At 69.7% G+C, this 13,388-nt stretch carries 14 protein-coding genes; 6 read left to right on the top strand and 8 right to left on the bottom strand.

Annotation, left to right across the window (positions count from 1 at the left end; genetic code table 11):
- Positions 1-31: 31 nt before the first annotated feature.
- Positions 32-1,108, bottom strand: a complete 1,077-nt coding sequence (locus NUT86_RS39290) for a chitinase (protein WP_308433112.1) — start codon at positions 1,106-1,108, stop codon at positions 32-34.
- Positions 1,109-1,485: 377 nt separating this feature from the next.
- Here NUT86_RS39290 and NUT86_RS39285 point away from each other — a divergent pair, with 377 nt between their 5' ends.
- The gene (locus tag NUT86_RS39285) at positions 1,486-2,997 is read left to right on the top strand and encodes a PepSY-associated TM helix domain-containing protein (protein ID WP_274740184.1); all 1,512 of its coding nucleotides are present in this window, start codon (positions 1,486-1,488) and stop codon (positions 2,995-2,997) included.
- Positions 2,998-3,068: 71 nt separating this feature from the next.
- Here the strand turns inward: NUT86_RS39285 and NUT86_RS39280 are convergent, their stop codons facing one another.
- Positions 3,069-3,344, bottom strand: a complete 276-nt coding sequence (locus NUT86_RS39280; RefSeq protein ID WP_018091464.1) for a hypothetical protein — start codon at positions 3,342-3,344, stop codon at positions 3,069-3,071.
- 501 nt (positions 3,345-3,845) lie between these two features.
- On the opposite strand from NUT86_RS39280, the gene NUT86_RS39275 reads away from it, so the two are divergent.
- Complete coding sequence (locus NUT86_RS39275) at positions 3,846-4,229, top strand: peptidase inhibitor family I36 protein (protein ID WP_266440308.1); 384 nt, start codon at positions 3,846-3,848, stop codon at positions 4,227-4,229.
- Positions 4,230-4,401: 172 nt separating this feature from the next.
- Here NUT86_RS39275 and NUT86_RS39270 read toward each other — a convergent pair whose 3' ends face one another.
- Positions 4,402-5,340 carry a hypothetical protein gene (locus NUT86_RS39270; RefSeq protein WP_266440306.1) on the bottom strand — a complete coding sequence of 313 codons (939 nt, stop codon included), beginning with the start codon at positions 5,338-5,340 and terminating at the stop codon, positions 4,402-4,404.
- A 288-nt stretch (positions 5,341-5,628) separates the two neighbouring features.
- Here NUT86_RS39270 and NUT86_RS39265 point away from each other — a divergent pair, with 288 nt between their 5' ends.
- Together NUT86_RS39265 and NUT86_RS39260 are read left to right on the top strand one after the other, a co-directional pair.
- The gene (locus NUT86_RS39265) at positions 5,629-7,365 is read left to right on the top strand and encodes a sensor histidine kinase (RefSeq protein ID WP_274740183.1); all 1,737 of its coding nucleotides are present in this window, start codon (positions 5,629-5,631) and stop codon (positions 7,363-7,365) included.
- Between the two features lie 136 nt (positions 7,366-7,501).
- On the top strand, positions 7,502-7,765 hold the full coding sequence (locus NUT86_RS39260) for a DUF6480 family protein (RefSeq protein ID WP_229838463.1): 264 nt from the start codon (positions 7,502-7,504) through the stop codon (positions 7,763-7,765).
- Between the two features lie 255 nt (positions 7,766-8,020).
- Here the strand turns inward: NUT86_RS39260 and NUT86_RS39255 are convergent, their stop codons facing one another.
- The 5 genes from NUT86_RS39255 to NUT86_RS39235 all read right to left on the bottom strand — a co-directional run bounded on the left by NUT86_RS39255 (position 8,021) and on the right by NUT86_RS39235 (position 11,961).
- The gene (locus NUT86_RS39255; RefSeq protein ID WP_229838462.1) at positions 8,021-8,377 is read right to left on the bottom strand and encodes a hypothetical protein; all 357 of its coding nucleotides are present in this window, start codon (positions 8,375-8,377) and stop codon (positions 8,021-8,023) included.
- Positions 8,378-8,560: 183 nt separating this feature from the next.
- Positions 8,561-9,382 (bottom strand): S1 family peptidase, encoded by an 822-nt coding sequence (locus tag NUT86_RS39250; protein ID WP_274740182.1) that lies wholly within the window; start codon positions 9,380-9,382, stop codon positions 8,561-8,563.
- A gap of 329 nt (positions 9,383-9,711) precedes the next feature.
- Positions 9,712-10,062: a hypothetical protein gene (locus tag NUT86_RS39245; protein ID WP_018091471.1), complete on the bottom strand. Its 351-nt coding sequence runs from the start codon at positions 10,060-10,062 to the stop codon at positions 9,712-9,714.
- 162 nt (positions 10,063-10,224) lie between these two features.
- The gene (locus tag NUT86_RS39240) at positions 10,225-11,148 is read right to left on the bottom strand and encodes an LLM class F420-dependent oxidoreductase (RefSeq protein ID WP_018091472.1); all 924 of its coding nucleotides are present in this window, start codon (positions 11,146-11,148) and stop codon (positions 10,225-10,227) included.
- Between the two features lie 96 nt (positions 11,149-11,244).
- Entirely contained in the window at positions 11,245-11,961 is a 717-nt protein-coding gene (locus NUT86_RS39235) for a YqeB family protein (RefSeq protein WP_274740181.1), read from the bottom strand.
- 178 nt (positions 11,962-12,139) lie between these two features.
- Here NUT86_RS39235 and NUT86_RS39230 point away from each other — a divergent pair, with 178 nt between their 5' ends.
- Together NUT86_RS39230 and NUT86_RS39225 are read left to right on the top strand one after the other, a co-directional pair.
- On the top strand, positions 12,140-12,763 hold the full coding sequence (locus NUT86_RS39230; protein ID WP_018091474.1) for a TetR/AcrR family transcriptional regulator: 624 nt from the start codon (positions 12,140-12,142) through the stop codon (positions 12,761-12,763).
- 60 nt (positions 12,764-12,823) lie between these two features.
- Positions 12,824-13,126, top strand: coding sequence for a hypothetical protein (locus NUT86_RS39225; protein WP_018091475.1), 303 nt, complete (start codon positions 12,824-12,826; stop codon positions 13,124-13,126).
- Positions 13,127-13,388: the final 262 nt, after the last annotated feature.

Below are 13,388 nucleotides of genomic sequence, written 5' to 3'. Positions count from 1 at the left end.
TGCCCGGTCCGCCCCGGGCCGGCCGCCCAGCTCAGCCCGCGAAAGCCCGCACGAACTCGTTCGTCTTCTTGCCGATGCTCGAACAGGTCGCCATCGCCTTGATGTTGGCGCCTCCCGGACAGGGCTTGTCCCGGGTGACCGACCACATCGACAGCCGGCCGAGCCCCTTCTCCTCGGCGAACTTCTTGAGCTCGGCCGCGTCGTCGGGCCGGAAGACCTCGCCCTTGACGTCGTTCACACCGATCATCGGCGTGACCGCGACGCTCTTCCAGGCCTTGGCCTCGTCCCGGATGCCCAGCACGCCCTTGACCTGCTTCTGGGTGGCGGTGGCGGCCGCGACGGCGTATTTGCCCATGTCGCCGTCGTAGTAGGTGCCGTAGTCCATGGCCATGATGTTCACGGTGGAGATCCGGGCACCGTTCTTCTTGGCGCTCTTCAGCACATCGACGGCGTGCCGGTTGAGGCCGGAGGGCATCACCGGGAGGGTGTAGGAGACGTCCAGTTTCCTGCGCTGCTGAAGCCGGGCGATCGCCTTGGCGCGGAGGTCGTTGGCCTTGGTGTCCGTCAGCGCGGGGCCCTCGATGTCGAAGTCGGCCTTGGTCAGGCCGTATGCGTCGATGACCTTGGTGTACGCGTTCACCAGCTTGTCCACCGAGCCGCAGACCCGGGCCAGTTCATTGCCGCTCTGCCCGCCGAAGGAGATCCGTACATCGCCGCCCTGGGCGCGCAGCTCGTCCGCCTGCCGCGCCACGGGGTTGGCGCCGAGCGCCTGCCGGCCGCCCCACTTGGGCACGCAGCCGCCTCCCGGGGAGACGAAGGCCAGGTTGTACTCCTTCACGCCGGTCTCCTCGGCCGCCTTGACGAGGTCGAAGGAGGGCTTGAGCGAGGTGTCCACGTAGGGCGAGAAAGCGCCGGTCTTCGGCGTGGGAGCGTGGCTGCTCTGCTGCGGGGAGGGAGGCACCGGGTCCGGCCGCTTGGGCTTCTCCGGCTCCTCGGACGAGCACCCGGCGAGCAGCGACGCCGCTATCACCGCCGCCGTCGCCGCGACGGCGGTCGGCCTCCGCTTGCGGCTCCGCCGAGAAACGTGCGCGTCTGCGTGGTGCGTCATCATCGGGCGGCCTCCAACGGTGGGGGTGGGCAGTGCTGTTCGGACCTACGGCACGGGGGCGACGGGAGATTCCGTCTGCCGCGGCCCGGGTCCGGGGACTTCGGGCGGCATGTGCGGGAGGGAAGGTCCTGGTGCAGCAGTCCACGCAGCACGCGCGACGTCAGCCCGTCAGCGTATAAGGCCGGCCCGTTTGTCATGACCGCCATCGTGCCATCCGGAGCGGACGCACCGGAGGGTGGGTTCGGGGCGCGGCCCGGCATCTGAGGTATGGGACAACTCACACCGCATGGCTGGAACTCATACTTCCGTTCCTCCGACTACCTGGAACGGTACCGGCAGCGGGCCGGGCCACCTCACCTTCGAGCCGGGAGCCCCGCGTGTCCACTGAACAACGTCTCGCATCGAGCGACTCACCGGGCTCCCCGGACCCCACCCGCTCCGGGGAGGAGCGGACAGTACGGCGTACCGGGTGGGCCGCGCTGCGTCCGCTGGTGTTGCGCCTGCACTTCTACGCCGGGGTGCTGATCGCGCCCTTCCTGCTCGTCGCCGCGGTCACCGGACTGCTGTACGCCTGTTCCTTCCAGGCGGAGAAGGTCGCCTACGCGCATGAGCTGACGGCGCCGGCCGGCACGGAGAAGCTGCCGCTGTCGCAGCAGGTCGCCGACGCCCGCAAGGCCCACCCCGAGGGCAAGATCGCCGCGGTACGCCCGGCGCCTCAGCCCGGGGACACCACCCGTGTCCTGCTCTCCGACGTACCTGGGGTCTCCGACGACCACCAGCTCGCGGTCTTCGTCGACCCCTACACCGGCAACGTCAGGGGGGCTCTGGAGACCTACGGTTCCACGGGCGCACTGCCCCTGCGCACCTGGCTCGATGCGCTCCATCGCGATCTGCACCTGGGCGAGGGTGGCCGGCTCTACAGCGAACTGGCCGCCAGCTGGCTGTGGGTGGTCGCCGGGGGCGGACTTGCGCTGTGGATCGGCCGTAGGCGCAAGAACCGCGGACTGCGGGCCCTCGCGCTGCCGGACCGCACCGCCACCGGCCGCCGCCGGACCCTGTCCTGGCACGGCGCGGTCGGCCTGTGGGCCGCGGTCGGCCTGATCTTCCTCTCCGCGACCGGTCTGACCTGGTCCGCGTACGCCGGGGCGAACATCGGCGACCTCCGGGAGGCCCTGGGCCAGGCCACCCCGACCGTCTCGACGGCCGTGACCAAGAGTGATGCCGGACATGACGGACATGGCGGCTCATCGGGGATGGCCGGAATGCCTGACATGCCGGGGATGGGCGGGACGAAGGAGAACCCGTCGAGCGGATCCGCGCCGTCGGACGTGGGCATCGACAAGGTGCTCCGAGCGGCCCGCGCCCAGGGGCTCTCCGATCCCGTCGAGGTCGGCCTGCCGACGGACGAGGGCACCGCCTATGTCGTCAAGCAGGTCCAGCGCAGCTGGCCCGAGAAGCAGGACGCCATCGCCGTGGACCCGGCCACGGGAAAGGTGACCGACGTCTCGCGCTTCGTCGACCACCCCGTCCTGGCCAAGCTCACCCGCTACGGCATCGACCTGCACACCGGCACTCTTTTCGGCATCGCCAACCAGATCGCCCTGGCCGCGCTCGCCCTCGCCCTGATCTTCCTGATCCTCTGGGGCTACCGGATGTGGTGGCAGCGGCGCCCCACCCGCGACCGCGCCCTGTCCTTCGGGCGTCCGATGCCGCGCGGCGCATGGCGGCAGGTGCCGCTGCCCGTCCTCATTCCGCTCGTGCTCGCCGTAGGGGCGGTGGGCTGGCTGGTACCACTGCTCGGCATTTCGCTGGTCGCGTTCCTGGCCGTGGACATCGCCCTCGGCGCGCTCGCACGCCGTCGCCGCGTATCCACCACCGCCGGGGACTGACGGCCCTTACGTCCTGGTCGTGGCGGTGGCGCTCGATTGCGGTGGTCTGCGGGCGATGACCCACGGCGCGGTCACGCGTCGCGCATCTCCGCCAGCCGGAAGGGCCCCGCCGCGCCAGGGCCGTACATCACCGGCAAATTGCGCCCCAGAGGTACGACGACGAGCGGCTCGTCACGGTACTCCTTGAGGAATTTCTCCAGGGGCTCCCAGATGAGGCTCCGGTACCCGGACTCGGTCCGCTGATGCTCAAAGGAGAGGGTCAGCGCGGAGTCCATGACGGTGACGCTCACGGAGTCCACCTCCAGCCACTCTCCACCGATCCAGGCCTCAAGCCTTACGTATGACATGACGCAAGGGTGCCCCGCGCCACACCCGGCTCGCAAACCACACGACGCCCTTGGCAACGAACGCCGCCCGGCCGGCGGCGCTCGCCGCACCGAAAGCCACCTTGCGGCACATCCCCGCAGGTCCGGGCTGGGAGCGCCGTGCCGGGGCCGGCGCCGGGACCGGTGCGGGTGGCGTTTGCCGATCCGGTTGCGGACGCGGTTGCGGAAGATGCGCCGCGATGGGTCAGAGCGCAGCACGCCGCGTACGCCCGGTGCATACGCTGCCGCGCTCCAACAGCTGGTGGTCCGGCGAGAAATGCCCTGAGGACGGCCGCGGGCCCGGCCCATACTGGTGACGTTTCATCAGGCCGACGGACCGTACTTCACAGGCTGACCGCACTTCACAGGCCGACCCGCCCATGCCACCCACCAGCCGTGGCTCTCCCGCTCCGACGGGATCCTTCTCAGCCGGTCCACAGCGGCATGACTGTTCCCACCCTCACACGGAAAAGGACATGTGCCATGCGTCGTCTTCACTCGCTCGCCCTCGCCGCAACCGCCCTGGCTGCTGCCGCCTTCAGTGCCGCACCCACTGCCCAGGCGACTCCCACGGCATCCGCCGGCCTGGCCGCCTACAACTGCAGCTCCGGATACTTCTGCATCTACAGCGACTGGAACGGCGGCGGAACCCGCTGCCAGTGGTCGCAGGCCAGCAAGGCGAACACCGCCGACGACTGTTCCTTCATTCAGCGGGGACAGAATGTGCGCTCCGTATGGAACAACACCGGGCACCGTGTGCAGTACTACACGCAGACCAACTACCACGCACGCGTCGGCTCCACGCCCGCCCACGCCGGCGGCAACTTGCAGGGCAGCTACCAAATCCGCTCCTTCAAGCCCCAGTAGGAGGGTCCGGTCGCGGACATAGGCCCAACGCCTGTACTCCGCGCTCCCGTTGCGGGGGCCGTAAGGAGCACACGACGAAGCACCGACCAGAAATCCTCCCCGCACCCGCGCGGGAGGATGGTCCGCCCCCGTGCGACACCGCCGCACCACCCGGTGGCAGTGAGTCAAGGGGTCACGACAGCCCGCCAGGTTCCCAGCGCCCGGCGGTCTGCTCGTGGGCGATGCGTTCCCATTCCTTGGTGCCGCCGGGCAATGGCCAGGCCCAGGTGGGACGGAGGCCGGTGCGCGCTGCGTCGAGCCGGCGGATGAGTGCCGGCCCGGCGAATTCGGCGCCATCGGGGACGCCGGAACCATGGAGGACGCGCAGCTCGGCGAAACGTGTCAGTTCGGCCTCGTAGGCCGCTACCGCGTGGCGGGTTTCGGTGTCTGCCTCGTCCTCGGGGACGGTCCGGTGGAGTTCCAGCAGTCCCGGGTCCACGGACTCGGCGATCGCCGCGGCGAGGCGGGCATGGCCGTCCAGGACGAGGTGGCAGTCCAGACCGCTGACCCACCAGAGCAGAACGGGCGGCAGAGTCCCGTCCAGGGCCTGCTTCCGGTAGGCCTTGACCCGGCTGTCGTCGGCGTCCGGCATGGGTCGCAGCGGAAAAATCTCCCATGATCCGTTGTGGAGGTACCAGTCGACGTACCCGTCCGGGTGGCCGTCGATGAGCATCGAGCTCCAGTACTCGGCGGGTGCGCGGCGTCCGTGGTTCCAGTGGCGCAACCGGGGATCGGGAGACAGTACCCAGCGGCCGTCGTGCAGGGGCGTCCCGGGCGACGTGGCCAGTAGTTCCGCGAAGCGATGGGCCCAGCGCTCGGCGGACCCGCCGTACGCGCGAGTCGTCTGCGCGCGCAGCGGTGGCACGGGGGACCGGTAGCGGTCCGTGCGGAAGAAGTCCACTCCGGAGGCGGGCGGGTGCACCGCGCCGAGCAGTACCGGATCCCCTTCCTGGGTCAGCAGCAACCGGAGCGGCGCGGTCCGCAGACACAGATCCGGCCTGGGGCGCGCCCGGACATCCAGCGTCAGCCCGGCCCAGGCGCCGTCGGGATCGGTGAGGTTCGCACGCAACATCCTGGGACTGTAGACGGGGCGGACCGTCACCATGCGGCCGAGGGTGCCGTTGCTGCACGGCACCGCAGCAACATCGCGGCCCGCACCGGGGCAGTGGCGAGTGTCAGCGACGCGTCCCTTCCAGCCGGCCGATGACGGCCACTCCGCGGCCCGGCGAGCCCGCGCCCGAGTGCCTCGGCCTTCCCTTCCAAAACCCGCCCGGACCCAGGCGCGCTCCGAAGGGTCCGGCCCCGGCGGGGGGCGACGTAACATACCGGGAATTGTCCGCACGTCCGTTTGGTCGCCGCTATGTCGCCTGAGGTTGCCGGCCCCGCCACCGCGCCCGCTCCCCTGCCGGACCGGGCGCCGCCCGGCCCGGGCCCCCTGTTCCGGCTTCCTGGGCTTCCCTCGTGGTGGCGGCCGTGGGGCGCCACCGCTCTGGACGTGCTGATAGCCATGGGCTGTGCGTGGTTCGACGCACAGTTCCGCACCTCCTTCGTTGAGGAGCAGCTCCACAGCCCGCTCCCCCAAGGCTGGGCCGTAGGACTCACGGTCGTGGGCGCTCTGCTGCTGGTGCTGCGGCGCCGATTCCCCGCGGTGGTCACCGCGGCCATCACCTGCGGTCTCCTCCTGGGCACCGGATCCGTCCTGGCCACGGTGGTGGCGTTCTACTCACTGGCCCGGCACACACCGCGGGTGCGTACGGTGTTCGTCGCCGCGCCCGTCGGACTGTTGCTCGTTCTGGGCGTCGCCGTATTGCATCTGCGGCAGTACGCCCCGCACCACGGGACGGAGGTCACCCGGGAGCCGGTTCTCATCGCGCTCGTCGCTCTGACGGGCGTTGTGGTGCCCGTACTGGCCGGCCTCTACCCGAGGGCTCCGCGGCAGCCCTGGTGGTGGGAGCACCGGAGCGCGATGCTGTTCGACGTCCTGCTCGTGCTGCTTTTCCCGCTCGCGAATCCGGTCGCGCTGGTGAGCGGTCTGAACGGCCCGGACGACGATCCACTGCTGGTGCCGGCTCCGGTGCTCGTCCTGCTCGTGATGGTGCAAGGGGTGGCGCTGATCTGGCGACGGCGCTATCCGGACGCGCTCGCCGCGGTCGCGGTGATCCTCATCCCTCTCGTGCTGCCGTCCTTCAGCATCCTCCCCGTCAGCCTCTACGCGCTGGCGAAGTACGGGGCGTCGCGGCGCAATCTCCTCCTCGGCTCCGGCGCGGCGGCGGTGGTCCTCGTCGCGTGGACCGTGGTCGCCACGGAGTTCGAGGCCGAGCAGTTCATTCCCTACTCGATCTTCCTCGTGGTGCCCTCCGTAGTGGTGCCGGTGCTGTTCGGCATGTACCGGGGTGCCAAGCGGAGCCTGATGGTGACCCTCCAGGACCGGGCGGACCGGCTGGAACGGGAGCAGCATCTCCTGGCTTCGCAGGCCCGGATGGAGGAGCGCACCCGTATTGCCCGGGAGATGCACGATGTGGTCTCCCACCGGGTGAGCCTGATGGTGGTCCACGCCGGGGCGCTGGAGGCCGGAGCCGGCGGCCCCGGGGTCGCCACGGACACCGGCCGGCTGATCGGGGACATGGGCCGGCAGGCGTTGAACGAGCTGCGCCAGGTGCTCGGGGTGCTGCGCCTGGACGACGGGGAGCAGCAGGTTCCGCTCTCCCCGCAGCCGACGCCGGAGGACCTCGCGACCCTCGTGGAGGAGTCACGGGCCGCCGGAATGCAGATCGCCTTCGACGTCATCGGCGAACCGTCGGCCACGGACTCCACGGTCCAGCCCACCCTGTACCGGGTGATCCAGGAAGGGCTGACCAATGCCCACAAGCACGCGGGCAACGTACCGGCCCGGGTGGAGGTGCGGTACCGCAAGGACACGGTGCGGGTGATCGTGGAGAACGAGGCCCCGGCCGGGCCGGTGCCCACCCTGCTGCCGAGCGGAGGACACGGTCTGGTGGGGCTGGGCGAGCGGGTGACCGTGCTCGGCGGCACCTTCGAGGCGGGGGCACTGGAGAACGGCGGCTTCCGGATCACCGCCACCGTCCCCCTCCGCTGAGCCCGGTTCCGCGCCGGCTCCGCCACGCTAGGCGGTTCACCTGCGCGGATGCCCGCCCCGTAACACATGGGCGACGCGTCCGCAGGAGAAGGAACCCCTCCGGGTCCGCCTGGCCGAAGCCCTGCCCCCTCCCCCGATGAATTCGGTCGATATCGGGCAAGATTCCAGTATGGGTACTCAATATCCGGAACCGGATCCACGTGATGCGCCAGGCCTCGGGCCCGGCGGCGGGGTGCCACCCGAGGAAACACCCGCGGGCGAGGGCAGTACCGGGGCAGAGACCGGTCCCCGCGACAAACAGACGCGCGGCTGGTCCACGGGCCCGGTCATCGTCCTCGGCATCATCGTCGTGCTCTGCGCGGCCTTCTTCATCGCTTATGCCGTGATCGTGGCGCTGTAACCGGACGGACGACATCGGCGGCGACCCGGCGGGCGGCAGCCGCCGCCGTGCCGATGAACCGTGTCGCCGATGCCGGTGAACCGCCCGCGCTTCGGCTCACTGCGACCTGGAGCATGCAGACGCAAAGGACGCGGGCGTGTTCTCCACGAGGCCGGGCGTGGCCGAGCGAGTGGTGGGGCGCACCTTCACGCAGCCTTCACGCAGCCCGCCCCGGGCGCCGCCGATGTCCCACGTCCTGCTCAGGTGCCGCGAGCGTTACAACAGACCGGCGATGCTCGGCGGTGCGAATACGTGACGGGCTCGGTGTTCCAGGACGAGCACGGCAGGCATCTGCCGCTTCTCGTCGAATGTGCACCTGTCGCATGACGGGTCGATCGCGGGGACGTCCGACGCATGGTGGGTGGCGATGTGCCGGGCGAGTCGGATCTGGGTGGACACCACCGTGTCGAGGGGGTCGTAGTCCACCCCCGGCTCACCCGCCTCGCGTGCGGCATCCACCACCTCAGGGGCGCGCTTCATCGCCTTGTACAGCTCGGTGCACTCGTGGCAGCTCCACATCCATGGAGGAGGCAGTGGCCACTCGTCGGCGCCGGGCACGTCACTGGAATCCATGCCCGTCACCGTAGCGACCTGTGGACCTCGCGGGGAGCAGATCAGCCGAATCCCCCTACTGGGCAGCAGTCTTGGCTGAACACCCTATTTCCGAACAACACACCTATGCCGTTTCCTGCGCCACGCTTTGATCCCTCCCATCCCCCGAGAGCTACCGCACCACCGCACCGACTGCAGCGCACGTCACTTCACCCCTGCCAGGAGCGCCGGAACATCGGCGAACGCGGCGTCGGCGGCCTGGCCGCAGACCTTGCCGGCCGTTTCGCCGGCGAAGCTGAAGACGCCGGCCAGCTCAGGGCCGCGGCGTCCCCATATAACGAGAGGGCTGCCGCTGTCTCCGAAGCACATGGTCGTGCCGCCGTCGGATATGTCACGGGCGCACAGGACCGACGCCTTGTCCACGACGGCGGGTGTCTGGGCGGCGCACTGCGCATGGGTGCGGACGGTGAGGTCGCCGCGCCGGAGTACGTCACCACGGATCTCCTTCCCCGGCTGGGAGCGGTCCGGTGCGGCCGTGGTGCCGTGACTGAAGAGGGATACGGGAGTGCCGGGAAGCGGCCGGTGGTGCGCGACGGGGAGCGGTTTGACGCCTCGGACAGGGGCGCTGAGGCGGATCTCTGCCATGTCGTAGGCAGCCGAGGAGAGTGCGACGTTGTCGGGGTCCACTGGGGAGGGCAACAGCTCGTATCGGGGGTGGGTGGTGACGCTGCGGATGTCGCGTACGGTGCCGGGGTCCTGCGACAGGACCGAGGACCCGATGTGGACCTCCGCCCGCCGGGTGTCCTGGCCGTCGAGGCAGTGGGCCGCCGTCAGGACCCGGTCGGGAGCTATGAGCGCACCGCCGCACGAGGCGCGTTGCAGCAGCGGGGCATCGCCCTTCACTGCCAGGGTCGCCAGCCAAGGAGCAGCGCCCCTCTGAGGCAACTGCGTACCCCCGGACATGGCGTGCACCGAGCCGGCCGTGCTCACGCTCAGCGCCACACCGACCAGGACCGCACCCAACACCGCCCCCGCACGCCTACCACGACCACGCCACACCGGTCGCCACTGCGCTTCCCCACGCACTTCGTTCCCCCGTCTCTCGCATCCCGTCTCGGATGACATGAGTCGAAGTTAGCGACGAGGGCGGCGGGAGTAGTCAGACCACGGTCGCGTCAGCGGTCATCCTCCGGAGTGAGCATCCCCTGATCCACCGTCAGGGTCACTGCCGCGGGGCTCCGCGACGGACCACGGACGCCGGCCGGAGAACCGCTGGTGGGAGGGGTGGGCGACCACTAGGGGGTGTCTGATCATTGAGCTTGTGGTGAGTCGCGGTGAGCTGGGCTTGAGCTACTTCAGTCTCCCTGCGACCACGCCGCTGTGGGGAGTGACAGGTAGACGCCGAAGTCGCGGAGTCCAGTGGCGGTGCTGATGGCCGCGTGAAGCCCATCTACGCGTTCCTGGCGGTTGGCGGCCCTGCTCTCGAACCACTTTGACCTCACCTCGATGACCACGTCCAAGGCGCTACGGTCCAGCGGGCCCAGCCTCCGGAAGCGAATCTCCACATCGCCCGGCCGCAAGGCCCCGTCGTACGGTTCCTCGGGACACTCCACGGCCTTGGACACCAGGTGCGGCAGTAACGCCCCCAGTTCGCGGAGCTTCGATTCAGCGACACCCGGCGCACAGGTAACTTCCACGAGCGGCATCGGACCACTCTAGACTCGCTCCGGACAACTCCGGACAACGGTCACGTTCGGTGTTCGCGGAGCCGGAGCAGCGACCTGGTCGGACCGCTCAGGGAAGACCGCGCGGATGCCGCGGCGTCACAGGCCGAGCCGGTCCCGGGCACGGGAGCCGGACCGCTGCGCTCACCCCGCCAACTCCCCCAACAGCGCCCACGTGCGCCGTCGGTCGGCGTCCCCGGCAATTTCCGTTCCTGAGAACACGACTTCCGTCGCCCCGGCGTCCCGGTAGCGCCGTACCTCGGCGGCGACCGTCCGCTCGTCCCCGATCACGGCCACATCGGCGGCCCGTTTGCCGCCGGAGAGTCCGATGACCCGTGCGTAGGACGGGAACTGCTCGTAGAACGCGAGCTGTTCGGTGGCCTTCTCGCGCACGGCGTCGACATCGTCGGTCACCACGCCGTGTACGAGTGCCACGATGCGGGGCGCCGGACGGCCGGCAGACTCCGCCGCTGCGGTGACGGCCGGGACGATGTGTTCCGCCAGGGCGCGCGGTCCGGCGAGATAGGGCAGGATCCCGTCCGCCAGCTGACCGCTGACGCGCAGTGCCTGTGGGCCCATCGCCGCGACGAGCAAGGGCACGCCGGATTCCGCGCCCGGCACGCGCGCGGGGATAGGCGTGGTCGCGGTGAGCAGCTCGCCATGGAAGTCGGCGGTGCCGGTCTCCGTCAACTGCCGTAGAGCGGTGAGGAATTCCCGCAGTCGGGCGATGGGCCGTTCGTGCGGGATACCGAAGCCCGCCTCGGTCAGCAGCTTGGTGCCGAGGGCGAGTCCGAGGTGGTAGCGCCCGTGTGTGGCCGCCTGTGCGGTCTGGGCCTGACTGGAGATGAGCAACGGGTGGCGGCCGAAGACGGGGATCGCGGAGGTGCCCACGTGCAGACCCGGTACTGCGCGCCCGACGATCGCCGCGAGCTGCGGCGAGTCGGCGCCGAAGGTCTGGCCGAACCAGGCAGATCGCAGCCCGGCGGCCGCCGCCTCCTCGGCGAGTCGTACGGTGGCGTCGACCTGGTTGTCGGCGCCGGTGGCGTTGAGTGCTACTCCTACAGTCATGTCCGTTCAAACCACGGGCAGTTGGCCGCCATTCCGTTCCCATGTGACAGCTTCGTGTCAGCGGTGCGCGGCCGCTCGGCCGGCCGCTGCGCCGCCTCAGGCCCGTCGCCGGCTCAACCGCCAGTACTGGCGCCTCTTCTCGTCGCGTACGACGACCCCCATCCTGGCCAGCTCTTCGCGCAGCTCTCGGAGATCCCCGGAGGAGCTCTTCTTGTCCAGCAGCTGCGCGCGGGCCTTCAGCAGTGCGTTGGCCCCCTGCGGCAGTCCCGGCATGTCCGACACCCAGCGCCGGAAGTCGTCCTTGTAGGGGTCCTCGTCCGCCCAGCTGTAGCCATGCGCCCTGAAGGCGTCGGCGACGCGCCGGGCATTCAGTTCGCAAGTCTCCCGGGCGAGTTCGTCCTTGTCGGCGTCCAGCAGAACGAGTTGTTTGCCGTCCAGGAATACCTGGACGACGCGGTCGCGCGCGAACTCCCGGTCCTTGGCTTTCCGGGTAAGGGTTGTCCGCTCGTTCGACACGGCGACGGAGAGCTCCTCGTGCTGGGCCATGAGCCCCACGGTCAGCCCCAGGGCCGCTCCGGCACACACCAGGCCCACAGTGAGCCAGGGCTCCGGAACCGAGGTCAGGAGCCTGGCCGGCCCTTGCATCGGCGCCCAGGGCAGTGTCACCAGCCACTCCGCCAGGACCTTGACCAGCCAGCCCGCTCCGGCTCCCAGCAGTGCGAGGGCGAGGTGAACAAGCGCTGCCGACCAGGCGGGTTGCGCCAGGACCGTGGTTTTGTCCAACCGGACGTGGGGTGCGAGCCGGTCATCCATGGGTGTGTCCCCCTTCAGGAGTCTGTGTCGCCCAGGAGTCTGCGTCGCCGCGGCCGGGAGAAGCCGGCGCGGTGCGGCGCAAGAGCGGAAGCCAATCATAAACCGAGCGCGCGGTCTATTATTGGCTGATGCGAAGGAGCAGTTCAGTCATGTGGAAGGTCAGTCATAGGGTGAAGCCATGAGGACGATCGATCCGGCGAAACACGCAGCGCGGCGTCAGCACATCGTGCAGGCCGCGTGCGAGCTCTTCGCCACGCAGGGGTTCGAGCGCACCACGACGGCCCAGATCTGCAAGGCCGCCGGTATGAGCTCGGGAAACGTGTTCCATTACTTCCCCAACAAGCGCGCGATCTTCCTCGCCCTCCTCCAGGACGACAAGGACGACAAGACCGAGCGGCTGGCCCGGGCGACGGCCGGCGCCGACCCATGGGCCGCTCTCCTGGACGTCGTGGAGTTCCTGGCCGCACCCGCCGCGGAACCCCTGACGCCGCCGCTGGTGATGGAGGCCATGCTCCAGGCACACCGCGACCCCGAGCTCGCGGGACTCCTGAGCCAGGACAGCACCGACGAGCACTCCGTGATCACGGAACTGCTCACCAAGGCCGCCGCGGCCGGTCAGATCGACCCCGGCCTCGATCCGGACCACACCGCCTCGTGGGTCATGGCCCTCATCGCTTCGATGTACACCAGCGCGGCCACTGAGCCATCCTTCGACCCGGCCGGACAACTGCCCACCCTGCTCCTCATCGTGCAGCGCTTCCTGCGCGGCGAGCCATCTGAGCACCGGAGCAGCGCCGGCTGACACCTGGACCCGCGCCCTGCCGGTCCGCCCCTCCCCACCCGCAAAAGGACGACCTGACCCGTGAAGAAGAGTGCGATAGCCGGCGGCTGCATCCTCGGCCTCGTCGTGATCGCCTGCGCCTACAAAGGCGGCACCGTCACCAACGACCCGCTGACCCTCGCCGAGTACCGGAAGATCAAGGCCGGCAGCAGCGAGAAGACCCTGTTCGCCTACACCAATACCTGCCGCCAGAACAGCGAGTCCGAGCGCGCCCACGACTACCCGACCACCTGGACCTGCTACGGCGCCGACGGCAGCAGCAACGCCGTGTTCTTCTACTCGGAGGGTGAGATGTTCAGCAAGTCTCAGTCCGGGCTGATGTGAGGGACCGGGCCGACATGACGGCCGTGCGCCGCACGGCCGGCCCACCCCTCCCCCGCCGTACGCAACGCCCCTGACGCACACGGGAGTTGCGCTCCGGCAACGCCGACGGAGCGCCACGAGGCGGCGCCATAAGGCTTCCTTTAGGAAATGCAAAGCACCGTTATGAGGGTAAATCCCGTCGTAAATCGGGCGTCAGGCGATGTCACACGATGGGTCCGGACACGCTTTGACGGGCCACCTCGACATTACTACGTGTGGTAGT

It is taken from the genome of Streptomyces sp. G7(2002) (genome assembly GCF_028870195.1).
GTDB classification, from domain to species: Bacteria; Actinomycetota; Actinomycetes; order Streptomycetales; family Streptomycetaceae; genus Streptomyces; species Streptomyces nigrescens.
Note: the sequence above shows the minus strand (reverse complement) of the source record. Positions and strands in the feature narration are given on the sequence as shown.